This is a genomic window from Rhizobium sp. CAU 1783 (assembly GCF_054551725.1).
The window spans coordinates 905688-932029 of sequence record NZ_JBTOLM010000001.1 but is presented as its reverse complement, the minus strand read 5'-3'; the positions used below and the strand labels follow the sequence as shown (position 1 = coordinate 932029).

20 protein-coding genes are annotated in these 26342 nt (G+C 64.5%); 1 reads left to right on the top strand and 19 read right to left on the bottom strand.

Annotation, left to right across the window (positions count from 1 at the left end):
* Window positions 1-91 precede the first annotated feature (91 nt).
* The 11 genes from ligA to ACX93L_RS04145 all read right to left on the bottom strand — a co-directional run bounded on the left by ligA (window position 92) and on the right by ACX93L_RS04145 (window position 14952).
* Window positions 92-2251 (bottom strand): NAD-dependent DNA ligase LigA, encoded by a 2160-nt coding sequence (gene ligA, locus ACX93L_RS04195; protein ID WP_459403669.1) that lies wholly within the window; start codon window positions 2249-2251, stop codon window positions 92-94.
* A gap of 73 nt (window positions 2252-2324) precedes the next feature.
* Window positions 2325-3143, bottom strand: a complete 819-nt coding sequence (locus tag ACX93L_RS04190; protein WP_459403668.1) for an endonuclease/exonuclease/phosphatase family protein — start codon at window positions 3141-3143, stop codon at window positions 2325-2327.
* A gap of 111 nt (window positions 3144-3254) precedes the next feature.
* Window positions 3255-4703: a phospholipase D-like domain-containing protein gene (locus ACX93L_RS04185; RefSeq protein WP_459403667.1), complete on the bottom strand. Its 1449-nt coding sequence runs from the start codon at window positions 4701-4703 to the stop codon at window positions 3255-3257.
* Window positions 4704-4787: 84 nt separating this feature from the next.
* A complete protein-coding gene (gene recN / locus ACX93L_RS04180) occupies window positions 4788-6461 on the bottom strand; it encodes a DNA repair protein RecN (RefSeq protein ID WP_459403666.1) in 1674 nt (557 codons plus the stop codon).
* Between the two features lie 32 nt (window positions 6462-6493).
* Entirely contained in the window at window positions 6494-7303 is an 810-nt protein-coding gene (locus ACX93L_RS04175; protein ID WP_459403665.1) for an outer membrane protein assembly factor BamD, read from the bottom strand.
* Window positions 7304-7609: 306 nt separating this feature from the next.
* Entirely contained in the window at window positions 7610-8563 is a 954-nt protein-coding gene (gene lpxC / locus ACX93L_RS04170) for a UDP-3-O-acyl-N-acetylglucosamine deacetylase (RefSeq protein ID WP_459403664.1), read from the bottom strand.
* A 281-nt stretch (window positions 8564-8844) separates the two neighbouring features.
* On the bottom strand, window positions 8845-10596 hold the full coding sequence (gene ftsZ, locus ACX93L_RS04165; RefSeq protein ID WP_169587269.1) for a cell division protein FtsZ: 1752 nt from the start codon (window positions 10594-10596) through the stop codon (window positions 8845-8847).
* Window positions 10597-10696: 100 nt separating this feature from the next.
* Window positions 10697-12028, bottom strand: coding sequence for a cell division protein FtsA (ftsA, locus tag ACX93L_RS04160; protein WP_169587267.1), 1332 nt, complete (start codon window positions 12026-12028; stop codon window positions 10697-10699).
* Window positions 12025-12924, bottom strand: coding sequence for a cell division protein FtsQ/DivIB (locus tag ACX93L_RS04155; protein WP_459403663.1), 900 nt, complete (start codon window positions 12922-12924; stop codon window positions 12025-12027). Before ACX93L_RS04155 ends, ftsA begins: the two co-directional genes overlap by 4 nt.
* Window positions 12925-12944: 20 nt before the next feature.
* A complete protein-coding gene (locus ACX93L_RS04150; protein WP_169587263.1) occupies window positions 12945-13871 on the bottom strand; it encodes a D-alanine--D-alanine ligase in 927 nt (308 codons plus the stop codon).
* A gap of 229 nt (window positions 13872-14100) precedes the next feature.
* Complete coding sequence (locus ACX93L_RS04145; RefSeq protein ID WP_459403662.1) at window positions 14101-14952, bottom strand: GGDEF domain-containing protein; 852 nt, start codon at window positions 14950-14952, stop codon at window positions 14101-14103.
* Window positions 14953-15093: 141 nt separating this feature from the next.
* On the opposite strand from ACX93L_RS04145, the gene ACX93L_RS04140 reads away from it, so the two are divergent.
* On the top strand, window positions 15094-16194 hold the full coding sequence (locus ACX93L_RS04140) for a metallophosphoesterase (RefSeq protein ID WP_459403661.1): 1101 nt from the start codon (window positions 15094-15096) through the stop codon (window positions 16192-16194).
* 15 nt (window positions 16195-16209) lie between these two features.
* On the opposite strand, the gene murB is transcribed toward ACX93L_RS04140, so the two are convergent.
* From murB to ACX93L_RS04100, 8 genes are read right to left on the bottom strand one after another with little or no spacing between them, the layout of a single operon-like run.
* Complete coding sequence (gene murB, locus ACX93L_RS04135) at window positions 16210-17184, bottom strand: UDP-N-acetylmuramate dehydrogenase (RefSeq protein WP_459403660.1); 975 nt, start codon at window positions 17182-17184, stop codon at window positions 16210-16212.
* Window positions 17184-18596 carry a UDP-N-acetylmuramate--L-alanine ligase gene (gene murC, locus ACX93L_RS04130; protein WP_459403659.1) on the bottom strand — a complete coding sequence of 471 codons (1413 nt, stop codon included), beginning with the start codon at window positions 18594-18596 and terminating at the stop codon, window positions 17184-17186. The genes murB and murC overlap by 1 nt, the downstream gene beginning before the upstream one ends.
* On the bottom strand, window positions 18593-19714 hold the full coding sequence (gene murG, locus ACX93L_RS04125) for an undecaprenyldiphospho-muramoylpentapeptide beta-N-acetylglucosaminyltransferase (protein WP_459403658.1): 1122 nt from the start codon (window positions 19712-19714) through the stop codon (window positions 18593-18595). The genes murC and murG overlap by 4 nt, the downstream gene beginning before the upstream one ends.
* A gap of 6 nt (window positions 19715-19720) precedes the next feature.
* Window positions 19721-20875, bottom strand: coding sequence for a putative lipid II flippase FtsW (gene ftsW, locus ACX93L_RS04120; protein ID WP_459403657.1), 1155 nt, complete (start codon window positions 20873-20875; stop codon window positions 19721-19723).
* A 1-nt stretch (window position 20876) separates the two neighbouring features.
* Window positions 20877-22286, bottom strand: a complete 1410-nt coding sequence (gene murD, locus ACX93L_RS04115) for a UDP-N-acetylmuramoyl-L-alanine--D-glutamate ligase (RefSeq protein WP_459403656.1) — start codon at window positions 22284-22286, stop codon at window positions 20877-20879.
* A gap of 7 nt (window positions 22287-22293) precedes the next feature.
* Window positions 22294-23394, bottom strand: coding sequence for a phospho-N-acetylmuramoyl-pentapeptide-transferase (gene mraY, locus ACX93L_RS04110; RefSeq protein ID WP_459403655.1), 1101 nt, complete (start codon window positions 23392-23394; stop codon window positions 22294-22296).
* 24 nt (window positions 23395-23418) lie between these two features.
* Window positions 23419-24852, bottom strand: coding sequence for a UDP-N-acetylmuramoylalanyl-D-glutamyl-2,6-diaminopimelate--D-alanyl-D-alanine ligase (locus ACX93L_RS04105; RefSeq protein ID WP_459403654.1), 1434 nt, complete (start codon window positions 24850-24852; stop codon window positions 23419-23421).
* A complete protein-coding gene (locus ACX93L_RS04100; protein WP_459403653.1) occupies window positions 24849-26309 on the bottom strand; it encodes a UDP-N-acetylmuramoyl-L-alanyl-D-glutamate--2,6-diaminopimelate ligase in 1461 nt (486 codons plus the stop codon). The genes ACX93L_RS04105 and ACX93L_RS04100 overlap by 4 nt, the downstream gene beginning before the upstream one ends.
* Window positions 26310-26342 lie beyond the last annotated feature (33 nt).

Below are 26342 nucleotides of genomic sequence, written 5' to 3'. Positions count from 1 at the left end.
TTTCGAGGGTTAGATCAACCTGTCCTTTTGCACTATTCGGCACGACTTTCCGGCCAGTTTTCCACCAGACCGGGGGCGAGCGGACGGTGCCTCAACCGCTGATCAGCGCGAGCCATTCGTCCTCGTTCAAGACAGCGACACCGAGCTCCTGGGCCTTGGCAAGCTTGGAGCCGGCATCGGCCCCGGCGACCACGTAGTCGGTCTTCTTCGACACCGAACCCGCAACCTTGGCACCGAGGCTCTCGGCCCGGGCCTTCGCCTCGTCGCGGGTGAACTTTTCGAGCGAACCGGTGAAGACGACCGTCTTGCCGGCGACCGGACTGCCGGTCGCGGTGGGCACCTCTGCATCGAGCGGCGTGACCTCCTCCAGCAGCTTCTCGACGACCGCAAGGTTGCGCGGCTCCTTGAAGAACTCGACGATCGAGGTGGCGACCACCTCGCCGATGCCTTCGACGGCATTGAGGTCGTTCCATGCCTCGCCGTGAAGGGGGCCGGCCGCCTTCATCGCCTCGGCGAAGGCCGCGTACGAACCGTAGGAGCGCGCCAGGAGTTTGGCCGTGGTTTCCCCGACGTGCCTTATGCCGAGCGCGAAGATCAGCCGGTTGAGCGCGATCTCGCGGCGGGCGTCGATCGCGTCGAACAGCTTACGCACGCTGACACGGCCAAAACCCTCGATGTTTTCCAGCTTGGTGAGCGGCGAGGCTTCCTGACGGCGCTTGAGGGTGAAGATGTCGGGCGCCGTGCGGATACGGATCGCCTCGTCCTCGCTGTCGAAGAAGAAGTCGACCTGCTTGGTGCCGAGCCCCTCGATGTCGAAGGCATTGCGCGAGACGAAATGCTTGATGTGCTCCTTGGCCTGCGCCGAGCAGACGAAGCCGCCGGTGCAGCGCGTGACGGAATCGAGCTTGCCGGTCTTCTCGTTCTTCTCCCGCACCGCATGGCTGCCGCAGACCGGGCATTTGGTCGGGAAGATATATTTTTCCGCACCCTCGGGGCGCTTTTCCGGCACCACGTCGAGCACCTGCGGGATCACGTCGCCGGCCCGCTGGACGATCACCGTGTCGCCCACCCGGATGTCGTGGCCCTCCGGGCGGATGCGCTCGCCGGAATTGCCGATGCCCTCGATATAGTCCGCATTGTGGAGGGTGGCATTGGTCACCACGACGCCGCCGACGGTGATCGGCTCCAGCCGCGCGACGGGCGTGAGGGCACCGGTGCGGCCGACCTGGATGTCGATCGCCTCGACGGTGGTGAAGGCCTGTTCGGCCGGGAACTTGTGCGCCGTCGCCCAGCGGGGCGAGCGCGAGCGGAAGCCGAGACGCTCCTGCAGGTCGAGCCGGTCGACCTTGTAGACGACGCCGTCGATGTCGTAGTCGAGGTCGGCCCGCATCAGGCCGATCTCGCGATAGTGGTCGAGCACGTCCGCCGTCGACGTCAGCCGCTTCATCAGCGGATTGACCGGGAAGCCCCAGTCGCGGAAGGTTTCGACCATGCCCATCTGCGTGTCTGCCGGCATTTCCGACATCTCGCCCCAGGCATAGGCGAAGAATTTGAGATTGCGGCTCGCCGTCACCTTGGGATCGAGCTGCCGAAGCGAGCCGGACGCGGTGTTGCGCGGGTTGACATAGGTCGGCTTGCCTTCGGCTTCCATCTGGGCGTTGAGCGCCATGAAGGCGCTCTTCGACATGTAGACTTCGCCGCGGACCTCGACGACGGCCGGCGCACCGGCTGGAAGCGTGCGCGGAATCTCCTTGATGGTGAGGATGTTGGCGGTGACGTTCTCACCGGTGGTGCCGTCGCCGCGCGTCGCGGCGCTGACGAGCCGCCCGTTCTCGTAGCGGATCGACATCGACAGACCGTCGATCTTCGGTTCGGCGGTAAAGGCGATGGAATTGTCCGGCATCAGGCCGAGGAAGCGATAGACCGAGGCGACGAAGTCGGCGACATCTTCGTCGGAAAAGGTGTTGTCGAGCGACAGCATCGGCCGGGCATGGACGACCTGGGCAAACGTGCCGGACGGTGCGGCACCGACCCGCTGCGACGGGCTGTCGGCGCGGATGAGACCGGGAAAACGCGCCTCGATGGCATCGTTGCGCTGCTTCAGCGCATCATAATCGGCATCCGAGATCTCCGGCTGGTCCTTGCCGTGATAGAGCGTGTCGTGGCGGGCGATCTCGCGTGCCAGCCGTTCGAGCTCGGCTCTCGCCTGCTCCGCGGTCAGATCCTCGACTGAAATCATGCTCTCTGCCATCGCCCTACTCCGCATTCGACTCGTCGGTCTTAGCCGAAATTGACGCGGGGCAAAACCCGGACCGGGGACCGGTTCAGTCGAGACTGCGCGCGCCGAGATCGACGCGTGCGATCAGCGGCAGATGGTCGGAGGCCTTGCGCGCCAGCGGCGTGTCATGGACTGCCATTTCGGCAATCAGGTCGGACCGATTCGCCATGATCCGGTCGAGCGAAAGCACCGGCATCCGGGCCGGGAAACTCGGGATCGGCGGTGGTAATGGGCCAAACACCGATTCGAGCCGCGTGAGCGCCGAGCCAGGTCCAAGACGCCATTCGTTGAAATCGCCCATGAGAAGCGTGGGGCGCTCCTCGCGCCTTCCGATGATGTCGAGGATCATGTCCGCCTGCTGGCGCCGCGCCCAGCGCAGGAGGCCGAGATGGGCGGCAATCACCCGAAGCCCCTCGCGCGATTCGAGGTCGATCTCGGCGACCAGCGCACCGCGCGGCTCAAGCCCCGGCAGTGCCACCTGGTGCACGTCGCGCACGATCCCTTCGCGGAATAGGAGCACATTGCCCCGCCACCCATGCGACTTCGGCTTGGAGGCGACCGGCACCGGCATGAGCCCGGTCTCAAGCCTGAGCCGTGGAAGGTCGAGCAGGCCGGACCGTTCGCCGAACCGCTGGTCGGCTTCCTGCAGGGCAATCACGTCGGGGCCGATCTCGCGGATCACCTCGATGATCCGTTCAGGATCGAAACGCCCGTCCGTGCCGACGCATTTGTGGACGTTGTAGGACGCCACCAGCATGGAGCCGTGTCCGTCCAGCCGGATCGGCCTTTTCTCTATGGCACGGTTGGCCCTGTTCTTGAACGAGGCGAGAACCGCCGAGGCGAGATTACCGTTGGTCTTCGTCATTTCACTTCCATGCGGACGTCGCGAATGCCTTGACGATTCGAAGCATACGCCCGTGCCCGCCGTGTTTCATCGACCGAGATCAAGGATCTTCTGCATCGCAACAGATATCTTTCACAAATAAGGCGAACCGAGCCAGAGGACTCGGTCGAACAGACGCAAAACGAAGGGGCGGCGCCGAAGTTCCTCGAGCGTGACCGCCTCGGCACCCTCAAGGGCTGCGTCGATCCGCCTGTCGATGATCGAGACGAAAGCGGGATCGAAAACCTCGATGTCGATCTCGAAATTCAGCCGCAACGACCGCGAATCGAGATTGGACGAGCCGACGAAGGCCCATTGGCCATCGACGGTAATGAGCTTCGAATGGTCGAATACGCCGGGAGCCCGAAAGATCCGGCTGCCGTCCCTGATGATCTGGTCGAACTGCGCCGTCATGGCATGGCTGACGATCGCGAGGTTGTTCTCCGCCGGTGTGACGATGTCGACGGCGACGCCGCGCCGCGCAGCGGTTGCCAGCGCGCCGAGCAGGATGTTGTCGGGCAGGAAGTAGGGTGACATGATGCGGATGGAACTCTCCGCAACCGAAAACGCCCCCATCAGCACCTTGTGGTTCGTCTCGAGATTGGTGTCGGGGCCCGAGACGACAGTGCGCACGAAGCTCGGCGTGCCCGGTTCCGAAGCGATCGGTGCCAGGCTCCAGGCGGCCCCGTTCAACACCTCCCCCGTCTCGAAATGCCAATCCTCGGCCGCCACCGCGAAAATGTCGGCGACCGCCGGGCCGCTCACCCGGAAATGGGTGTCGCGCGCCGCAGCCTCTCCCTCGAAGGCCGAGCGGATGTTCATTCCGCCGACAAAGGCGGTACCGCCGTCGACCACGAGGATCTTGCGGTGGGTACGGAGGTTTGCGTAGGGGAGCCTGAGCCCCATGATGACCTTGCCATTGAAGGCCGCGACCTTCACGCCACCGTCCGCGAGATAGCCCATGATGCTGGGAACGCTGTAGCGCGCGCCGACGGCATCGATAAGCACCCGAACGGCGACCCCTCTCTGGTGGGCCGCGATCAGCCGGTCGGCGACGCGCTGGCCCGCCGGGTCACGGTCGAAGATGTAGGTTTCGAGAATGATGCTGCGCTCGGCGGCATCGATCGCCTCGCAGAAGGCGGCATAGGTCTCGTCGCCGGAGGACAGCATGTCGAGGCGGTTTCCCGAAGAGAGCGCATGCTTCGCCACGCGGTCGCCAAGCGTCTTCAGCCCCGCCATGCGCCGACCGAAGCGCATCTCGATCTCGTCGCGCGACACGCCGAAATGGGAGAGCGTACGCCAGAGCTCGTCGAGCCTGAGCGCGCGCCGCGAGATCATCGAGGCGCGGCGGATGCGGTTAATGCCGACGACCGCATAGATCAACGCACCGACCAGCGGCGACAGCACGATGATGCCGACCCAGCCGACCGCCGAGCGCACCTCGCGCTTCGTCATCGCCGCATGAACGGCGGCAATCGCGCCCAGCGTGACCGAAAGGACAGCAAGGATGACGGGCCAGTAGGCGGTCAGGGTTTCGTACATCGCGCACCGAGGGAAACAGGTTTCGGAAGGGAAAGCAATTGCCGGCCTCGATGAACGCGGTTGCCGGCCAAAAGGTCCCCGGCCTCAGTTTTCTCCGGCGAGAAGCCGGGCTGCGGCGGCGCGCGCCTCGTCGGTGATCGAGGCACCGGCGAGCATGCGGGCGATCTCCTCGCGCCGGTGTTCGGGCTCCATGGTCGCCACCCGGGTGGCGATCTTCTCGCCGCCCTCGCCGCTCGGCCCTTTCGAGATCAGGAGATGGGTTGCAGCGCGCGCGGCGACCTGCGGCGCGTGGGTGACGGACAGCACCTGCACCTTGGCCGAAAGACGCTTCAGCCGCTGGCCGATTGCATCGGCAACCGCACCGCCGACGCCCGTGTCGATCTCGTCGAAGACCAGCGTCGGTGCGGAACCGCGGTCGGCCAGCGCCACCTTGAGCGCCAGCAGGAAGCGCGAGAGTTCGCCGCCGGAGGCGACCTTCATGATCGGCCCCGGACGCGTGCCCGGATTGGTCTGCACGTGGAATTCGACGGTGTCGATGCCTTCGGCCGTTGCAGCCGTGGGATCGGCGGCCACCTCGACCATGAAGCGTGCCCGCTCCAGCTTGAGCGCCGGCAGTTCCGCCATGACCGCCTCGGAAAGCGCGGAGGCCGCATTCTGCCGCTTGGCCGAGAGCGCCAGGGCGAGATGATCGTAATGGGCCTTGGCCTCGACAACCGCGGCCTCCAGCGAACCGAGCTTTTCCTCGCCGGCATCGAGCTCGGCGAGATCGGCGATCATCTTCTCGGCCAGCGCCGGAAGGCCGGTGACCGGAACCGCATATTTGCGGCCGGCGGCACGAAGCGCAAAGAGGCGTTCCTCGACACGCTCGAGCTCGTTCGGATCGAACTCCGTGCGGCGAAGCGCGTTCTCCACTTCCATCTGGGCGTTGGAAAGATTGTCGAGTGCGGTATCGAGCAGCTGCACGGTGTCCTCGAGCAGGCCCGGCGCCTCGTGGCTCTTGCGCTCCAGACGGCGCACCAGCGAGGCGATCAGGGGCACCGGCGAGGCGTTGCCGTTGAGGAACTCGGAGGCCTCGGCGATGTCGCCGGCGATGCGCTCGGACTTCTGCATGACGGCGCGGCGCTCGGCCAGCTCGTCCTCCTCGCCGTCGCGCGGGCTGAGCCGTTCCAGCTCCTCGACCGAGGCCCTCAGATAATCGGCCTCGCGGGCGGCGGCCTCGACGCGGGCACGATGGGCCTTGAGCACGCGATCCGCCTCGCGCCAGCGGCGATAGCGCTCGCCGAGCGTGACGGCCTCGTCGGAAAGACCGGCAAAGGCATCGAGCAGCATGCGATGCGCGTCGGTATCGACGAGCGCCCGGTCATCGTGCTGGCCGTGGATCTCGACCAGCATCTGCCCCGCCTGGCGCATCAGCTGCACGGAGACCGGCTGGTCGTTGATATAGGCGCGGGTTCGTCCGTCGGAAGACTGGATGCGGCGGAAAATCAGGTCGCCGTCGTCATCGACGCCGTTGCCGCGCAACAACGTGCGGGCGGCATGGTCCATGCCGACGTCGAACACCGCCGTCACCTGCCCCTTGTCCTCGCCATGGCGTACCAGCGAACCGTCGCCCCTTCCCCCGAGGGCGAGCGACAGGCTGTCGAGCAGGATGGACTTGCCGGCGCCGGTCTCGCCGGTCAGCACCGAGAGACCCGCCTCGAAGGCAAGATCCAGCCGCTCGATCAAGACGATATCGCGGATCGACAGCTGGACCAGCATGGGACACTCATCTCATGACCAGGAAGGAAGGGTCAGCCACCAAGCAGAAGCGACTTGCCGGCCCTTGCGATCCACGAACCCGGGTTTTCGCGCGGCTGCAGGCCGCCCGTCTGCAGAAGCTTGTAGGAATCCGCATACCACTGGCTGTCGGGATAATTGTGGCCGAGCACGGCGGCAGCCGTCTGCGCTTCCTGCGCGACGCCCATCGCGTAATAGGCCTCGACCAGACGCGCGAGCGCTTCCTCGATCTGGTTGGTGTTCGGATACTTCTCGACCACGACGCGGAAGCGCGACACGGCGGCGAGATATTCCTTGCGTTCCAGATAGTAGCGGCCGACCTGCATTTCCTTGCCGGCGAGCTGGTCGCGGGCGAAGCGGATCTTGGCCTGGGCGTCCTCGACGTATTCGGAGTCCGGATAGTTGTCGACGACCTTCTGCATCGCGTCGATCGTCTGCAGCGAGCTCTTCTGGTCCTGCGTCACGTTGACGATCTGCTTCCAGTGGGAAAGACCGACGAGATACTGCACATAGGCAGAATCATCCGAGCGCGGATAGAGGTTCATGTAGCGGTTGCCGGTGGCGATTGCGTCGGTATAGCGCGCCATGCGGTATTTCACGAAGGTGCTCATCACGAGCGCCTTGCGCGACGATTCGGAGAACGGGTGCTGGCGGTCGACCGCATCGAACTTGCGCGACGCCTCGACCATGTTGCCCGCCTTGATGTTGGCGAGACCCTGGTTGTAGAGGACGTCCGGCGGATCGGTTTCGACGCCGAGCTTGGTAATATCGATATCGGGATCGGACTGGCAGGCCGCAAGCAGCGCACCGGATACCGTCATCATCACACATATACTGGCAATACGCGCGGCTTTATTCACAACGACCGACCCTAGATGACTCATTCAACAGTTCCCGATAGCAGCGCCGCTTGAAAAACAGTCGCTTTCAACACGCGTTTCTAGCCATAAAAGCGGCAGGAGAGCAACGCAATGATCGTGATTTAACGCATTTTTGTGGCGAGCCGGAAGGAAAAGCCTGAAATGGTCGATCGCTTGGCCGACCAGCGCCCGTCACCTCCGAAAGGCCCGGAGATCAAAAAAAGTGCCGGGAATCGCTTCCCGGCACCAGTCTGGAGGTAATTGGACCGATCAGGCAGACCAGGGCGCGAATTCCGGAACGTTGACCGCAACGAACTCACGTGCCCTCGCCTTCAGGCTGCGGGCGGGCGCCTCGACGACTTCATACGCGTCCCGGCTTTCGAGAAGCGCCTTCAAGGCGTTTGCATTGAGCTTGTGCCCGCCGCGATAGGAACGGTAGCAACCGATGAACTGGGCACCGGCAAGCGCCAGGTCGCCGACCGCATCGAGAGTCTTGTGGCGGACGAACTCGTCCTTGTAGCGCAGGCCCTCGACATTGATGACGGTGTGGTCGTCGGAAATGACGACCGAATTCTCGAGCGAGGAGCCGAGCGCGAACCCGGCGGCCCAGAGGCGTTCCACATCGCGCATGAAGCCGAAGGTGCGGGCCCGCGAAAGCTCGGTCTTGAAGCTTTCGGCGGTCAGGTCGCCGGTCCAGGACTGGCGACCGATCAGCGGGGTCTCGAAATCGATCTCCACCTCGAAGCGGGTGCCGTCATAAGGGCGGAACTCGGCCCAGGAGGCACCGGCCTCGATGCGCACCGGCTTGGTGACGCGGATGTAGCGGCGCTTGACGCCGAGACTGGTGATGCCGACCTGTTCGATCGCATCGATGAAGGCTTCCGAACTGCCGTCCATGATCGGCATCTCGGCGCCGTCCACCTCGATCACCAGATTGTCCAGGCCGAGCGCATAGATCGCCGCCATCACATGCTCGATGGTCGCGATCGAATGGGCCGGCGTGAAACCGAGTACCGTGCAGAGGTCGGTATTGCCGACCTGCGAGGAAACCGCCTTGAACTCCGTCGAGCTGCCATCCTCGTGCATGCGGACGAAGACGATGCCCGTGCCCGCTTCCGCCGGCTGCAGGTTGATCGTGACCGGACGGCCGGAATGGACGCCGATGCCCGTGATGCTAAGCGGTGCTGCGATGGTGGTCTGAAAACCCAGCAATGCGATTGCCATGAAATGCGCCTTTTCGGATGCGGTTCTTCCGATACCCTCGGGCATCAAGGCTGGAACCGCCTTTGTCTCTGCTGAAGGGGACCGGACGCGACGCATCCGAACCCAATTCCGATTCCATACATACGGACCGGCCGGGAACATTCCAAATCACTGTTTCTTTCGCATTGTAACGAAACCACCGCGTTGAAAATGCACGCGAAACGAAGCTTGTGCGAGACTTGCCGAAACGCAAAGAGCCCGGGCTTTTGAGGCCCGGGCTCTTGATCACAGAAAGCCTACGATCAGTTGGACTGGCGGCGAAGGAAGGCCGGGATTTCCAGCTGGTCGTCCTCGTGACTCGAACGCGACGGGGGCGTGGCGCGACCCTGGTCGTCAAGCTGGCCGCGACGCGGCGCATAGAGGCTGGCTTCCGGCGAAAGAGCGCGACGCTGCGGGGCGGCCGGAGCCGGTGCAGAGGCGTTCATATCGGCGGCGGGTTCTTCTTCCTGATGGCGGCCAAGCGAGTTGGTGATCCGCTTCAGGAGACCCATCGGACCGCGTTCATCCTGGGCAGCCGGGGCTGCAGCATGAGCGCGGTGGTCCATCTCGGCGCGCAGAACCGGCGGGAAGTCTTCCACCTTCGGCATGCGGACCGGCTCGACGGTCTGGCGAACAGCCGGGGCGACCGGTTCATGACGAACCGGAGCCGGAGCGACCGGTGCCTGCATGGCCGGTGCCGGGCGGCTCATGACCGGCGCCGGAGCGGCGACCGGCTCGACCGGCATGCGGACGGCTGGCTGTGCTTCGGCAACCGCCGGAGTAGCAAACAGCTTGCTCTGCGGGCGGAATTCCGGCTCGGCGACCGGCTGTGCGGTAGCGACAGCCTGACGAGCGATGGCGATTTCGAGTTCACGTTCCATTTCGGCTTCCGCCGAACGGATGGTTTCTGCCACCGGATCGATGGACTTGGGTGCCTGCGCCATTGCAGGCTGCACTGCGGCCGGAGCCGAAGCAACGGCCGCAGAAGGACGGATAAGGGGCTTTGCAGCCGGAGCTGCGTCGAAGCCACGGCCGGCAACCATGCCGGCGGCACGGTCGATGCCGGTCGCGACGACCGACACGCGGATGAGGCCTTCCAGCGCTTCGTCGAAGGTCGCGCCGAGGATGATGTTTGCATCCGGATCGACTTCTTCGCGAATGCGGGTTGCCGCTTCGTCGACTTCGAAGAGCGTCATGTCGCGACCACCGGTGATCGAGATCAGGAGGCCCTGTGCACCCTTCATCGAGGTCTCGTCGAGCAGCGGGTTGGCGATTGCAGCCTCTGCGGCCTGCATTGCGCGGCCCTGGCCCGAAGCCTCGCCGGTACCCATCATCGCACGGCCCATCTCGCGCATGACCGAACGGACGTCGGCGAAGTCGAGGTTGATCAGGCCTTCCTTGACCATCAGGTCGGTGATGCAGGCAACGCCCGAGTAGAGCACCTGGTCGGCCATGGCGAAGGCGTCCGCGAAGGTCGTCTTGTCGTTGGCGATCCGGAAGAGGTTCTGGTTCGGGATGACGATCAGCGTGTCGACCGACTTCTGCAGTTCCTCGATGCCGGCTTCAGCGAGACGCATGCGGCGCTGACCTTCGAAGTGGAACGGCTTGGTGACGACGCCGACGGTCAGGATGCCCTTGTTGCGGGCGGCCTGAGCCACGACCGGAGCAGCACCGGTACCCGTGCCGCCGCCCATGCCGGCGGTGACGAAGCACATGTGCGTGCCGTTCAGGTGATCGATGATCTCGTCGATGCATTCTTCGGCGGCAGCGCGGCCGACTTCCGGCTGGGAACCGGCGCCGAGACCCTCGGTGACGTTGACCCCGAGCTGGATGATTCGCTCTGCCTTGGTCATGGTCAGCGCCTGGGCGTCCGTATTGGCGACGACGAAGTCGACGCCCTGGAGACCTGCGGTGATCATGTTGTTGACGGCGTTACCGCCGCCGCCCCCGACGCCGAACACGGTGATCCGAGGCTTCAGCTCGGTGATATCTGGCTTCTGCAGCTTGATGGTCATTGTCAGTCTTCCTTCTTTTCTCCGGCCGCATCGCCACGCCGGCCATTTTCATTTCAACTCTTCGCTCCCGGCCGCTCTTCATTGAGGGACGGGACTGAACTCAAAAACTTTCCTTCAGCCATTGGCCCATGCGGGCAAAACGGCTGTTTCCGTTGCCGAAGGGGGAGAACAGACCACCCTGGCCGGCATGCGTTTCCTGATCGGCAACCTGCGGATAAATCATCAATCCGACTGCGGTCGAAAATGCGGGACCCTTGGCCGCGGCGGGAAGGCCGGCGACACCCATCGGGCGCCCGATTCGCACGTTACGGGCCAGAACGCGGCGAGCCGCCTCGGGCATACCGGTCAGCTGGCTGGCGCCGCCCGTGAGGACGACTCGCTTGCCGACGACGGGCGAGAAACCCGACTTCTGAATCCGATCGCGCAACAGTTCAAGAGTCTCCTCGATCCGGGCGCGAATAATTCTCGTCAACAGCGCCTTCGGCACCTGGACCGGCTGATCCCGGTCGTCCTCGCCGATCGGCGGAACGGCGACGATGTCACGCTCGTCGGCACCGTTTGCGAGAGCCGATCCGTGAACGACCTTCAGGCGCTCGGCATCCTCGATGCGGGTCGACAGGCCGCGGGCCAGATCGGTCGTCACATGATGGCCGCCGATGCTGATGGCGTCGGTGTGAATGAGCTTGCCCTCGGCGAAAACCGAGATGGTGGTCATGCCGCCGCCCATGTCGATCGCGGCGCAGCCGAGTTCGACCTCGTCGTCGACCAGGGCGGCAAGTCCGCTCGCATAAGGCGTTGCGACGACGCCCTCGACGGTCAGATGCGCCCGGTTGATGCAGAGTTCGAGATTGCGAAGTGCTGCGCGCTCCGCAGTGACCACGTGCATGTCGACGCCGAGAACGTCGCCATACATGCCGAGCGGGTCGCGGATGCCGCGTTCGCCGTCGAGCGAGAAACCGGTCGGCAGCGAGTGCAGTACGGCGCGCTCGTTGCCCTGGGACTGCTGGCCGGCGGCGACGAGGACCTTCTTGAGGTCGCCCGATTCGACTTCCTGACCACCGAGATCAATCGTCGCGGTATAGACGTCGGAACCGATGCGACCTGCCGAAACGTTGACGATCAGGCTCTCGACGGTGAGACCCGCCATGCGCTCGGCTGCATCGACGGCCAGCCGGACAACGCTCTCGACCGCATCGAGATCGGCGATCACGCCGGACTTGATGCCGCGCGAACGCTGATGGCCGATGCCGATCACTTCCACATTGTGGGTGCGGCCCGGAAGCACGGAGCTTTCCTTGCGCGGCGTCAGGCGGCCGATCATGCAGACGACCTTGGTCGAACCGATGTCGAGCACGGAGACGACATGGCTGCGCTTCGAAGACAGCGGCTTCATGCGCGGCAGACCGAAGTGGGAGCTACCAAACAGGCTCATATGTTCTGCCCCACCTTCTTGAGCATCTTGCGGCGCTCCTCGACGGCCGCCATCCGGCGCTCCTGGGCCTCCGGTGTCAGCTGGATCGTGGTGCGGTCGGGAAGACGCAGGTCGACGGCGGCGATGTCGCGCGAAAGAACCTGCTGCTCGGCATCGAGGCGCGATAGCTGCGCCAGCGCCTGGCCGACATTGTCTTCCGGCAGCTTGACGATGACACCGTTGTCGAGATGGATATCCCAGCGACGTCCCGCCACGCGGACAAAGGCCTTCACACGGGAAGCGATTTCCGGAAATTTCTCGAACTCACCCTCGACGGCGGCGGCAGCGGTTTCCGCATCGCGCCCGACGAACAGGGGAAGGCTGGCAAACTTGTTGTCGCGCAGCGGAGCAATCACGCTGCCCGAACGCTCGATGAGCGACAACTCGGTGCCGTGCTGCCAGATGCCGTAGGCCTCACGCTCACGCAGGACCACCTCGACGGTGCGCGGATAGACCTTGCGGACCTCGGCCGATTCGACCCAGGGAAGCTCAGCCAGAGCCTGACGGGCAGCAACGATGTCGAGACCGAGCAGGCTGCTCGATCCATCGAGGCCGAGCAGCTGAAGGATATCGATTTCCGACGTGTGCTGATTACCGGAGACACGGACATCTTCGATCGCGAAACCTGCACCCGTGGTCAGCGACTGCATGACCGCCTGACCATGACCGCCGGCGACGATGCCGTAAAGGACGACGGCGGAGCAGTAACCCGCAAGCGATACCTTACCCGTATGCGCCGGAATGGCGATACGGCCCGAGCAGAGACTGACGACGAACCGCACGACGCGGCGCATCGGACGGGGAAGAACACGTCCCTCCCCGACAGACATGGCGGCAGCGTCGATGCGCCCACCCATATCCGCTGATCTCTCGCCGTTCACCGCAAACAAGACGCGTCCTCCACCATCCACCGGACAAATTCACCAAAACCAAGACCGATGTGAGCGGCCATTTCAGGCACCAGCGAGGTCGGGGTCATGCCGGGCTGGGTATTGATTTCCAGCCAGATGAGCTCGCCATCTTCGGAGAAGCGATCGTCGTACCGGAAGTCCGAACGACTCACTCCGCGACAACCGATCGCTTGATGCGCCTTAAGGGCCAATGATTGTATTTTTTGGTAAATTTTCGGTGAAATTTCCGCAGGAAGTACGTGCCGGGAACCACCGGCGACATATTTGGAATCATAGTCGTAGAAGCTGTGCCCCTGAGGAACGATCTCGGTCACGCCGAGCACCGTGTCACCCATGACGCCGCAGGTCAGCTCGCGACCGGCCACATAGTGCTCGACCATCACGCGATCGCCATAGCGCCATTCGCTGGACGTCAGGGACTGGGGCGGATGCGCCATGTCTTCCCGCACGATGACCACGCCGAAGCTCGACCCTTCGCGAACCGGCTTGACGACGTAAGGGGGCGCGATCGGATGCTCGTTGCCGATGTCGAAACGGGAAAGGACGCGCGCTTCCGCAACCGGAATTCCGGCATTCGCGGCAACGATCTTCGCCTGCCCCTTGTCCATGGCGAGCGCCGAAGCGAGAACGCCGGAATGGGTATAGGGGATCTGCAGATATTCCAGAACGCCCTGAATGGTGCCGTCCTCGCCGAACGGGCCATGCAGCGCATTGAAGGCGACGTCCGGCCGCAGCTCCGACAACACCTGGCCGACATTGCGATCCACGTCGACACGCGTGACCCGGTAGCCCACACCTTCCAGGGCTTCGGCACAAGCATTGCCCGAAGAGAGGCTGACCGGCCGCTCGGACGAAAGACCACCCATCAGTACGGCCACATGCTTGTCACTCATCAACGTCCCCAAAAATCACCAGATCAAACACCGGACGTTTCGGGCAGCGAGTTCATGTTCGGCCGATCCCGTCCTTTCCTTAAGTTAAACGACATTAAGGTTAATGAAGTGTTTACTTTCATTAACCGGACCGCCCCGGCAGACGAAAAACCGCTGCTTTTCGCGCTGCTAAATCAGCTCTAACGAATTGAAAAAGTGAAGACTTCGCGCACAGTTCGCGGAACGGTGCTCAGGCGCGGCGCAGGGACGGGATCGCGTCGTTCAGCGCCTGGGGAAACGAGAGCGCACTCGGAGAAAGCGAGTCGATGTCACGATAGCGCACGATTCGATTGCGCCCGCTCGCCTTGGCGACATAGAGCGCCCGATCAGCTTCGGAGAAGATCTCGCCGAACGCCCGTCCGGCGACCACATCGGCGATGCCACCCGAAATGGTGACCCGTACCTGCCGTTCTCCTGCGGGAACCTTGAGAGCCATGATGCTCTCGCGAACATGCTCGACACGCAGCACGAGATCGCACGGCGGCTCCTCGGAGAGCACCGCGAACTCCTCGCCGCCGATGCGGGCGCAGATCTCGCCGCGTGAGAAGCTGCGGCGCATCACGTCCGCCACGGCGACGATGACGTCATCCCCGGCAGAATGGCCGAAGGTATCGTTCACCGCCTTGAAGCGGTCGATGTCGAAGAGCACGAGCGAGGCCTCCCCTCCGCTCGCCTCGAAGGCGGACTGGAAGGCGCGGCGATTGAGCAGGCCGGACAGCATGTCGGTCCGGCTGATGCGCTCGAACTCGGCCCGCGAGACGCCGAGATCGTAGATCGCAAAACCAACGACGCTGTAGGCGATGACGGCGACGATGAAGGAGACGGGCGGCGTAAGCACCGTGGCGATCACTAGGGCCGGAAAGAGGGCGTAGGGCAACAGGTCGAGAGCGACGAGCGCGAAATGGGCGCAGATGTTCATCGCATAGGCCAGCATGGCGATCTTTGCCGCCATCCAGATCGAACGCGACACCACGGCCCGCCGGCTCGCGAATTCGCCGAGCGAGAGCTGTCCGACGATCCAGTTTCTGGTCGCACTTCCCATGAAGCCACTCCTTGTCCCGGCGCAGGATAGGCATGCCCGCTTAACATTTCGTCGACCGGCCGTTCGAATCTCAAAACGTCCGGCATCTGTCCTTTCGCTGCAATCCTCCCTAGGATCGCGTCATGGATGCGGGAGGCAGGCGTGATCACGAGACGACAGATTTTGGGTGCAGGCGCCTTTGCCGCTCTGGGCATTGCGGGCGCAGCAGGCCGTCCGGCGAGCGCCGCAGGCGAGCGGACCGACGTGACCTTCCTCGTCATAAACGACGTGCATGCCTGCCGGATCGGCGACGCGCTGAGCCCCGGTTGTGCGACCGAGGGAAAGACCGATGCCAGCCTGCTGAAACACGTCGCGGCACTCAACAACGTGCATACGCTCCGCTGGCCGACGGAGATCGACGGCCGGCAGACGGGGCTCACCGGCGGTGGCGAGCCCATCACCAGCCCACGCGGTGTCGTCGCCTGTGGCGACATCACCGACGATGGCGGCGGGCAGACAGCGCTGCTCCGCGAAGGCGCCCAGCTCAGGCAGTTCGCCCAACGCTACGAGGAAGGCCCCGGGCCGGAACGAGTGAAGTATCCCGTCTATGTCGGCCTCGGCAATCATGACCTCGACCAGGACGGCAAGCCGCCGGAGGTGAACTGGTATCGCGACGAGCTGCGCGACTATGTGCGGATGAACCACAAGCCCAGCGTCTTCTTCAGGGCGCCCTACCCCGCCGACAATTATGACGAGGCCTCCGACAGCTACTCCTGGAACTGGGAGAAGCTTCATCTCGTGCAGTTGCAGCGCTTTGCCGGAGACACAGTAAAGGGAGCGGCGAGCGGCCTACCCTGGCTGAAGCACGATCTTGAGACCTATGCCGCCGACGGGCGCCCGGTCGTACTTTTTCAGCATTACGGCTGGGACACGTTTTCGCGCGAACGATGGGATCCGGCAAACCGGCAGTTCGACGAAACGGGCAGTGGCGCACCCCATTGGTGGAGCGACGCGGAGCGGCAGGCCTTCAGGGACGTGATCGCCGGCTACAACGTCGTAGCGCTTTTCCATGGCCACGAGCACGACACGCCGATGATCTACCAGGCGGACGGCCTCGACATCGTCAAGCCGACGGCCGCCTACAAGGGCGGCTTCGGCATCGTCCGGATCACCGACCGGTTCATGGACGTCGTGCTGGCCGAGGCATCGGACGACAAGGGCGGCATCAGGTTTCTCGCCGCCCATGGCAAGCCGCTGGGCTGAACCCTCAGGCGACGATCACTCGACCGTCGCTCCGAGGAAAGGCTTGACCTCGCGGCCGGGCATGAAGATGCCGAGGCGCTTGATCTCCCATTCCAGTTTGATGCCGGAATTCTCGAACACGCGCTGGCGCACCGTCTCGCCGAGATATTCAAGGTCATAGGCCGTCGCATGGCCGATATTGATCATGAAATTGCAGTGCAGCGACGACATCTGCGCACCGCCGATCATCAGGCCGCGGCATCCCGCCTGGTCGATCAGTTCCCAGGCCGAGTGGCCTTCCGGGTTCTTGAAGGTCGAGCCGCCGGTCTTTTCCTTGACCGGCTGTACCGTCTCGCGATGATGGCGCACCGCATCCATGTCGGCGCGGATCTTGGCCTTCTCTTCGGGGTAGCCCTCAAAGAGCGCGCTGGTGAAGATCAGGCCCTCGGGCGCGTTCGAATGGCGGTAGCTGTAGCCCATGTCGGCCTTGGACAGCACATGGCGATTGCCCTTGCGGTCGACCGCCTCGACCTCGACCAGCCGCTCCGACGTGTCGCCGCCATTGGCGCCCGCATTCATGAAGACCGCGCCGCCGATCGAGCCGGGGATGCCGTAGTAGAAGTGGAAGCCGCCGATGTTGTGGTCCATCGCCATCGCGGCAATGTGCTTGTCGGGGCAGATCGTTCCCGCACGGATGCGGTTATCGCCGGCCAGCTCGACCTGACCGAAGCCCTTGGCCGACAGGCGGATCACCACGCCGGGAATGCCTCCGTCGCGCACCAGGAGATTGGAGCCGACGCCGACCACGGTCAGCGGCACGCTTTCCGGCAGGAGCTTGAGGAAGGCGACCAGATCGTCGGTGTCGTGCGGCTGGAACATCAGCTCGGCAAGACCGCCCGCCTGGAACCACGTCACGCGGTCCATCGGCGCGTCCGGCGTGAGCCGCCCCCGCAACTCGTTGACACCCGGCCCCAGAGAGGCCAGCAGCTTTTCCCCATCAACCTGTTTCATCAAGACTTTCCCGAAAAAGCTTCCAGTTCGCGCGGCAGGGCTGCCGCCCACTGGGTAATGTTACCTGCACCCAACAGAATCACGAAATCACCCGGCTGCGCAATGCCCGAGACGATCGAGGCGAGCTGCTCGGGCGATGCCAGATAGCGGGCGTCGCGGTGGCCGCCGGAGCGGATGCGCTCGACCAGTGCTTCCGAATTCGCACCCTCGATCGGATCCTCGCCCGCCGCATAGACCGGCGCCAGCATCAGCGTGTCGGCATCGTTGAAGCAGTTGGCAAAGTCCTCGAAAAGGCTCGCCAGGCGCGAATAGCGGTGCGGCTGGTGCACAGCGATGATGCGGCCCTTGCAGGCCTCGCGGGCCGCCTTCAGCACGGCCTTGATCTCGACCGGATGATGGCCGTAGTCGTCGAACACCTGAACACCGTTCCAGGTTCCGGTCAGGGTGAAGCGGCGCTTGACGCCGCCGAAGGACGACAGGCCCTTGCGGATCGCTTCTTCGGAAATCTCTAGCCGGTTGGCGACCGCGATCGCGGCGCAGGCATTCGCCACATTGTGGCGGCCCGGCATCGGCAGCCGGAGATCCTTGAAGCTGAACACCCGGCCGGTGCGGCGGCGACGGATCTCGACGTCGAAGATCGAATGAGTACCCTCGAGGCGGACGTTCGAATAGCGCACGTCGGCCTGCGGGTTCTCGCCATAGGTGATGACCTTGCGGTCCTCGATCCGGCTGACCAGCGCCTGCACTTCCGGATGATCGAGGCACATCACGCCGAAGCCGTAGAACGGCACGTTCTCGACGAACTGGCGGAAGGCCGCCCGAACGGCGTCGAAATTGCCATAATGGTCGAGATGCTCGGGGTCGATATTGGTGACGATCGCCACTTCGGCCGGGAGCTTCAGGAAGGTGCCGTCCGACTCGTCGGCCTCGACCACCATCCACTCGCCCTCGCCCATGCGGGCATTGGTCCCGTAGGCGTTGATGATGCCGCCATTGATGACCGTCGGGTCGAGATTGCCGGCTTCGAGCAGGGCCGCGACCATCGACGTCGTCGTCGTCTTGCCGTGCGTGCCGCCGATGGCGATCGCATTGCGGAAGCGCATCAGCTCGGCGAGCATTTCTGCGCGGCGCACGATCGGCAGGAGTTTTTCGCGGGCGGCGACGAGCTCGGGATTGTCCTTCTTGATGGCGGTCGAGACGACCACGACTTCCGCGTCACCGAGGTTTTCGGCCTTGTGGCCGACAAACACCTCGATGCCCTTGGCGCGCAGTCGCTGGACGTTGGCACCGTCGGCCTGGTCCGAACCCTGGACCCGATGGCCGAGATTGTGCAGCACCTCGGCGATACCGCTCATCCCGATCCCACCGATCCCGATGAAATGGACCAGCCCGATCGACTTCGGCATTTTCATTGATTGGCTCCCTTCACGTGAGCAATGTCCTTGCCCGCGGCAATAGACTCAACAAGGTCCGCGAGCAAGCGCGTTGCATCCGGCTTGCCGGCCGTACGTGCCGCTTCCGCTTCCTTCGCCAGCCTCTCCGGCTCTTCCATCGCATGACCGAGCAGCTGAGCGAGGCGTTCGGGCGAAAGCTCGGACTGCGCGATCACGCTCGCGCCGCCAGCCGCCGCCAGCGCCGCGGCATTGGCGGCCTGGTCGTGATCGAGCGCATAGGGATAGGGAACGAGGATGGACGGACGGCCGATCACCGAGAGCTCCGACACCGTCGAGGCGCCGGACCGGCAGATGACCAGATGGGCGGCGGCTATGCGGGCCGCCATGTCGGTGAAGAAGGGAGAAACCTCGGCCGGGACGGCAAGCTTCTGATAGCAGGACTTGACCCGCTCCAGGTCTTCGGGACGCGCCTGCTGCGTGACCGTCAGGCGCCGGCGCAGCCCTTCGTCGAGCAGGCTTATCGCATTCGGCAGCGCAGACGAGAAGAACTGCGCGCCCTGGCTGCCGCCGAAGATCACGAGACGGAACGGATGACCGGGCTCGGAGGGCGAATACGGCACCGACGACGCGGCGATCACCGCGGGACGCACCGGATTTCCGGTGACCACGGTCTTGGCCGAAAACGTGCCGCCTTCCGGAAGGAAGCCGCCGGCAATCGCCTTGACGCGCGAGGCGAGCGCCTTGTTGGCACGCCCCATCACCGCATTCTGTTCGTGAAGAAGCGTCGGCACGCCGAGCCCGGCCGCGGCGAGAACGGGCGGCACGGTCGGATAGCCGCCGAAACCGATCACAGCCTTCGGTTTCAGGCTGCGCACGAGTTGTTTGGCCTGGCGAAACCCCTTCCACAACGCCCAAAGCGCCCGGGCGAGGGCCACCGGGTTCTTCGAGCCGATCGTGGCCGAGGCCACCGTGTGGATCGCCTCGGCCGGGAACATGCCGGCATAGCGCTCCGCACGGCTGTCGGTGACGAGATGGACCGAATAGCCGCGTTCGGCCAAGAGGTGGCCGAGCGCTTCCGCCGGAAACAGATGGCCGCCGGTACCGCCGGCGGCAAGCAGGATGATGCCTTTGCTCATGATCGCTTACTCCGCCGGAACGCCGTGGGCGGCGCGAAACAGTCTGCGCTCCTGAGCGCGTTTCTCCGGGCGACGACGCGTCAGCGCCAGAATGAAGCCCGCCGTCACGCAGATCGCGATCATCGACGAACCGCCGTAGGAGATCAGCGGCAGGGTCATGCCCTTCGCCGGCAGCAGTTCGAGATTGACGCCGATGTTGATCATCGACTGCACGCCGATCTGCAGGACGAGGCCGGCGACGGCGAAACGGTTGAAGTCGTTGCGTTCCCGGAAGGCGTGATTGAGACCGCGCAGCACGAGAAACGCGAAAATCGCGACGAGCACCATGCAGAAGATGATGCCGAACTCCTCGGCAGCGACCGAGAAGATGAAGTCGGTGTGGCTGTCGGGAATGATCCGCTTGACGACGCCCTCGCCCGGTCCCTGGCCGAACCAGTCCCCGCGAATGATCGCCTGACGCGCGGTGTCGACCTGGAAGGTGTCGCCTTCGCCGGTCAGGAATCGGTCGATACGGCCCGCCACGTGCGGCAGCGTCACGTAGGCGCCGAACACGCCGGCAATGCCGATACCGCCGAGCACCGTGATCCACAGCCAGGGCATGCCGGCCATGAAGAACATGCCGCCCCAGACGACGGAGGTGAGGATGGTCTGCCCGAGGTCGGGCTGCGCGATCAGCAGCGAGGCGACGATGCCGAACAGGATGATGGCAAAGAGATTGCCCGGGATTTCCGGCTGGCGCGCATGCTCGGCAAACAGCCAGGCGCAGATGACCACAAAGGCGGGCTTCATGAATTCGGACGGCTGGATGGAGATCCCTGCGAGCGTGATCCAGCGCCGCGCGCCCTTCACTTCGATGCCGAAGAACAGCGCGGCCACCATCATCAGCAACGAAACGGCAAGAATGACCATCGCGGTGCGCCGGACCTGACGCGGCGACAGGAAGGACAGGCCGATCATCACGCCGAGCGCCGGCAGCATGAAGGCCGCGTGGCGCTTGACGAAGTGGAAGCTGTCGAGGTTGAGCCGTTCGGCGACCGCGGGCGACGCCGCGAAGGAGAGCATGAAGCCGATCCCCATCAGGAGGATGAAGGTGATCATGAACAGGCGATCGATCGTCCAGAACCAGTCGGCGACCGGGCCTCTCTCCACGCGGCTTACCATGTCATTTGCCTCCTGTTGGCACGTCGACCAGCATCGTCACCCCATCAAGGTCCGCAACGTGGCCGACGAAGGCGTCACCGCGCACCTCGAAGTTCTTGTACTGGTCGAAGCTTGCGCAAGCCGGTGATAGCATCACGGCAACCGGATTATTCTCGATCGCGGCATCCGCCGCCGCATGGATGACCGCCTGGGCGAGCGTACCGGAGATTTCGTAAGGCACCGCATTGCCGAGCGTCGCGGCGAAGGCGGACGCGGCCTCGCCGATCAAGTAGGCCTTTGCGATGCGCGGAAAGAGTGGCCCGAGGCTCGTGATGCCGCCTTCCTTCGGAAGCCCGCCGGCAATCCAGTAGATCCGGTCGTAGCTCGACAGCGCAGGCGCCGCCGCCTCCGCATTGGTCGCCTTGCTGTCGTTGACGAAGACGACATTGCCGCGGCGGCCGACCGGCTGCATGCGATGCTTCAAGCCGGCAAACGAGGCAAGCCCCGCCCTCACCTCGTCGGGGGTCACGCCGACCGCGAGGCATGCCGCGATGGCCGCGGCTGCATTCTGGGCATTGTGGCTGCCGCGCAGCGTCTGGATGCCGTTGAGGTCGGCCAGAACAGATGTCGCGCCGCCATGGGCCTCGATGATCCGGTGTCCGTCGTTGTAGAACCCGTCGGCCAGCGGCTGGCGCTTGGAAATGCGCACGACCCTGGTCCCGGCCCGCTCGACGCGGTCGGCGATCAATTCACAATAGCTGTCATCCGTGCCGACGACGGCGGTGCCGCTTCCGGCAACCAGCCGTTCCTTGACGTCCGCATAGTGCTGGATGGTCCCGTGCCGGTCGAGGTGATCGGGCGTCACGTTGAGCAGGATGCCGGCCGTCGGATTGAGCGTCGGCGCAAGGTCGATCTGGTAGGACGAGCACTCGACGACGAAGAAGCGGCCGTCCTTCGGCGGATCAAGCGTCAGCACGGCGCGACCGATATTGCCGCCGAGCTGCGTGTCGCGGCCCGAGGATGCAAGGATATGAGCGATCAGCGCCGTCGTCGTCGACTTGCCGTTGGTGCCGGTAATCGCGATGAACGGGCAGTTCGGCGCAACCGCACGGCGTTCGCGCACGAAGATCTCGACGTCGCCGATCACCTCGACGCCTTCAGCCCTCGCAAGATCGACCGACCAATGTGGCTTCGGATGGGTGAGCGGCACGCCCGGCGACAGCACCAGCGTCGAAACGCTCTTCCAGTCGAGCGAACGGAGGTCGGCCGTGGTGATGCCCTCGGCGGCAGCCTTGGCGACGCTGTCGGGATTGTCGTCCCAGGCCAGCACCTCGGCACCGCCCGCAACCAGCGAACGGGCAGTGGCAAGGCCGGAGCCGCCCAGTCCGAAAAGAGCGACCTTCTTTGCCTTGAAGGTGGTGGCCGGGATCATCGCGCCCTCACCGCAGCTTGAGCGTCGAAAGGCCGAGCATGGCGAGACCGACAGCGATGATCCAGAAGCGGATCACCACCTGGCTCTCGGTCCAGCCGAGCTTTTCGAAATGGTGGTGGATTGGCGCCATCAGGAAGACGCGCTTGCCGGTCATCTTAAAGTAGCCGACCTGGATGATGACGGAGAGCGTTTCCATCACGAACAGGCCACCGATGATCGCCATGACGATCTCGTGCTTGGTGGCGACCGCCACCGAACCGATCAGGCCGCCGAGCGCCAGCGAGCCGGTATCGCCCATGAAGATCGCCGCCGGCGGCGCATTGAACCACAGGAAGCCGAGGCCCGCGCCGATCACTGCCCCTAGGACGACGGCGAGTTCGCCGGTTCCGGGCACGAAGTTGATCTGAAGATAGTTCGAGAACACGGCGTTACCGGCCAGGTAGGCGATGATGCCGAACGAGGCGGCCGCGATCATCACCGGCACGATGGCGAGACCGTCGAGACCGTCGGTCAGATTGACCGCATTGCCGGCCGAGACGATGACGAAACCGCCGAACACGACGAAGAAGAGGCCGAGGTCGATGCTGAAGTCCTTGAGGAACGGAAAGGCGATCGACGACCCGAAGGTGGAGCCCTGCGGACCGGACGTCAGCGCCGTGTGCATCATGAAATAGACGGCGATGCCGGCGATCACGAATTCGATGCCGAGGCGCGCCTTGCCCGAAAAGCCCTTCTCCGTCTGCTTCGTCACCTTGAGGTAGTCGTCATAGAAGCCGATCGCACCGAAACCGAGGGTGACGAGCAGCGTCGAGACCACGTAGACGCTGGAAAGGTCGGCCCAGAGCAGCGACGACACGACGATGCCGGCGAGGATCATCAGCCCGCCCATGGTTGGCGTGCCGGCTTTCTTGAAATGCGTCTGCGGACCGTCGGCGCGGATCGGCTGGCCCTTGCCCTGGCGCACGCGCAGCGATGCGATCATCGCCGGTCCGAACAGGAAGACCACCAGTGCAGAGGTCAGCAGCGCGGCCCCCGTGCGGAACGTGATGTAACGGAAGAGGTTGAAGAATTGAAAGTGGTCCGCCAGTTCCACAAGCCAGATCAGCATGGGAGCCCTTTCCAAAAGCCCGATTTAGTTGTGGCGCCCCGTGTCAGGGAATGCCGGATACTTGTCAAGAAGAGCTGACACGATCTTGCCGAAACCGAGCCCGAGAGACGATTTGACCATCACGACATCGCCCGGAGCCACCGATTCTGCCGCAAATCCTGCCAGTTCCGCGGTGGTCGGGCGGTATTCGACCTGCACGCTGTCCGGCAGGGAATCACGCAGCGCCGCCATTTCGGGACCGGCGAGCCAGACATGTTCGATGCCGGCGGCAAGCAGCGGGCCAGCCAGTTCGGCATGGACGCTCGGCGAGAATTCGCCCATTTCCAACATGTCGCCGAGCACCGCGATCCGCCGCCCCGTGCCCTCCGGCTGGGCCGCGGCAAGGACCGCTATCGCGGCACGCATGGAAGCCGGATTGGCGTTGTAGCTTTCGTCGATCAACGTGAAGCTGCCGCCCGAGATCGCCAGACGATGACGCGCGCCGCGACCCTTGACGGCCGAAAGCGTCGCCAGAGCCTCGATCGCCGCGTCGAGGTCGGCGCCGACGAGCGAGACGGCCGCAAGGACGGCCATGGCATTTTCGGCGATGTGCCGGCCGGGCGCCCCGACGACCACTTCGCGGATGTCGTCGTCGCGGCAGAACCAGACGGTCGAAAGCTCCGCGGCACCATCGAACTCGGCCAGCCGGAACTCGGCCTTGGCATGCTGGCCGAAGCTGTGGATGTTCTCGATCCCCGCGGCGAGAGCGGCCTGCTCGAGGAATTCGTACTGGCCGTTGTCACGGTTGAGGATGACGTCGCCGCCCGGCACGATCCCTTCGAAGATTTCAGCCTTGGCCGCGGCGATTTCTTCGAGGTTCTTGAAGTTGCCGAGATGGGCCGGCGCGATCGTGGTGATGATCGCCACGTCCGGACGCACCATGCGCGACAGCGGGCCGATTTCGCCCGGATGGTTCATGCCGATCTCGAAGACGCCATAGCGCGTGTCGACCGGCATGCGGGCAAGCGTCAGAGGTACGCCCCAGTGATTGTTGAACGAGGCGACGGCGGCATGCACCTTGCCGGACGGCGAGAGCGCCAGCCGCAGCATCTCCTTCGTCGTGGTCTTGCCGACCGAGCCTGTGACGGCAACGATGGTGGCCGAACTGCGCTCGCGTGCGGCGATCCCGAGTTTCTCCAGCGCGCCGAGCACATCGTCGACGACGATCATTGGTACGGTCAGGCGGCCGAGGGCGGGCAGCTTGGCTTCGGACACCACCAGCAGCGAAGCGCCGTTGGCGATCGCCAGGCTCGCAAAGTCGTGGCCATCGACCCGATCACCCTTGATCGCGAAGAAGGCCTCGCCCTGCGTAATCGTCCGGCTGTCGATGGATATGCCTGTGATCCCCTCGGGCAGCGACCCGAAGGGGCGGCCCGACATGGCTTCGATCATCTCCCGCGACGTCCAAAGAAAGGTCAATGTGCAAACTCCTCCAATGCCTTGCGCAATTCGGCATGATCCGAGAACGGCAGCGTCACCTCGCCGACCGTCTGGCCCTCCTCGTGCCCCTTGCCTGCAACGATCAGCGTGTCGCCGGCGGCGAGCATCGCCACACCGGCGCGGATCGCCTGCGCCCGGTCGCCGATCTCGATGCCCTTCGGTGCCGCCGCCATGATCTCCGAGCGGATCACCGCCGGCACCTCGGAGCGAGGATTGTCGTCGGTGACAATGACGATGTCGGCAAGCCGGCAGGCGATCTCGCCCATGATCGGGCGCTTGCCCTTGTCGCGGTCGCCGCCGCAACCGAAGACCGTGATGACGCGGCCCGTGGTGAACGGCCGAACCGATGTCAGCACGTTTTCGAGCGCATCCGGCTTATGGGCGTAGTCGACATAGGCAAGCGCGCCGTCCCTGGTCTGGCCGACCAGTTCGAGACGGCCGGACGCGCCGACCAGTTTTTCGAGCGCCTTCATCGCAACGGCGGCCGGAACACCGGTCGCGATCGCAAGGCCGGCAGCGACCAGCGCATTGGCGACCTGGAAATCCCCGGCGAGCGGAATATGCACCTCGTAGATCTCGCCGTCGTGATGCACTTCGGCGACCTGCTTGTGGCGGAAATGCTCGACCCGCTTCAGGGCGAGGAACGTTCCCTGCCGACCTACCGTCAGAACCTCGTGACCGGCCTCGGTGGCGACGCGGATCGCCTCGGCCGACCAGGCGTCGTCGGCGAAGATGACGGCCGGAGACCCCTTGGGCAGGAGCGTATCGAAGAGCCGCATCTTGGCGGCCATGTAGTCCTCGACCGTCGGGTGATAGTCCATGTGATCACGGCCGAGATTGGTGAAGGCGGCGGCCGAAAGCTTCACGCCGTCGAGGCGGCTCTGGTCGAGGCCGTGGCTGGAAGCTTCCATAGCCGCATGGGTCACGCCCTCGTCGGCAAGCTCGGCAAGCAGCGCATGAAGGGCGATCGGATCGGGAGTGGTCAGCGAGCCGTAGTCGTTGCGCGTCGGCGACACGACGCCAGTGGTACCGATCTGCGCGGCCGAAAGGCCGGCATGCGCCCAGATCTGCCGTGTGAAGGAGGCGACCGACGTCTTGCCGGCGGTGCCGGTCACGGCAACCATCGTCGCGGGCTGGCGGCCGTGGAAATTGGCGGCGGCAAGTGCAAGGAAGCGGCGCGGATTGTCGACGACGATCACCGGTACGGACGCCTCGACCGAATGGCTGGCGACGACCACGGCTGCACCGCGACCGACGGCGTCGGCAACGAAGGCGGCACCGTCGGCCTTGGAGCCGGACAGCGCGACGAACATCATGCCGGGCACGATCTTGCGGCTGTCGGCGGAAAGACCGGAGATCTCGATGGCGCCGACCGTCTCCCCGGCCCTGCCCACCTGCTCCTGAAACTCAACGCCCGCCAGATCCCGCACCAACATCGTTCATTCGTCCACTGCTGCGAGGCGACTACG

Coding starts and splice junctions, on each gene's coding strand:
- ftsW (WP_459403657.1), bottom strand. CDS start 20,875: ATGGTAAGCCGCGTGGAGAGAGGCCCGGTCGCCGACTGGTTCTGGACG.
- lpxC (WP_459403664.1), bottom strand. CDS start 8,563: ATGGCAATCGCATTGCTGGGTTTTCAGACCACCATCGCAGCACCGCTT.
- murC (WP_459403659.1), bottom strand. CDS start 18,596: ATGAAAATGCCGAAGTCGATCGGGCTGGTCCATTTCATCGGGATCGGT.
- ACX93L_RS04175 (WP_459403665.1), bottom strand. CDS start 7,303: ATGATGACGGTATCCGGTGCGCTGCTTGCGGCCTGCCAGTCCGATCCC.
- ACX93L_RS04100 (WP_459403653.1), bottom strand. CDS start 26,309: ATGTTGGTGCGGGATCTGGCGGGCGTTGAGTTTCAGGAGCAGGTGGGC.
- ftsZ (WP_169587269.1), bottom strand. CDS start 10,596: ATGACCATCAAGCTGCAGAAGCCAGATATCACCGAGCTGAAGCCTCGG.
- ACX93L_RS04185 (WP_459403667.1), bottom strand. CDS start 4,703: ATGTACGAAACCCTGACCGCCTACTGGCCCGTCATCCTTGCTGTCCTT.
- mraY (WP_459403655.1), bottom strand. CDS start 23,394: ATGCTGATCTGGCTTGTGGAACTGGCGGACCACTTTCAATTCTTCAAC.
- ACX93L_RS04150 (WP_169587263.1), bottom strand. CDS start 13,871: ATGAGTGACAAGCATGTGGCCGTACTGATGGGTGGTCTTTCGTCCGAG.
- murB (WP_459403660.1), bottom strand. CDS start 17,184: ATGAAACAGGTTGATGGGGAAAAGCTGCTGGCCTCTCTGGGGCCGGGT.
- recN (WP_459403666.1), bottom strand. CDS start 6,461: ATGCTGGTCCAGCTGTCGATCCGCGATATCGTCTTGATCGAGCGGCTG.
- ACX93L_RS04145 (WP_459403662.1), bottom strand. CDS start 14,952: ATGGGAAGTGCGACCAGAAACTGGATCGTCGGACAGCTCTCGCTCGGC.
- murD (WP_459403656.1), bottom strand. CDS start 22,286: ATGATCCCGGCCACCACCTTCAAGGCAAAGAAGGTCGCTCTTTTCGGA.
- ACX93L_RS04155 (WP_459403663.1), bottom strand. CDS start 12,924: ATGGGTGGGCGCATCGACGCTGCCGCCATGTCTGTCGGGGAGGGACGT.
- ligA (WP_459403669.1), bottom strand. CDS start 2,251: ATGGCAGAGAGCATGATTTCAGTCGAGGATCTGACCGCGGAGCAGGCG.
- ACX93L_RS04190 (WP_459403668.1), bottom strand. CDS start 3,143: ATGACGAAGACCAACGGTAATCTCGCCTCGGCGGTTCTCGCCTCGTTC.
- murG (WP_459403658.1), bottom strand. CDS start 19,714: ATGAGCAAAGGCATCATCCTGCTTGCCGCCGGCGGTACCGGCGGCCAT.
- ftsA (WP_169587267.1), bottom strand. CDS start 12,028: ATGAGCCTGTTTGGTAGCTCCCACTTCGGTCTGCCGCGCATGAAGCCG.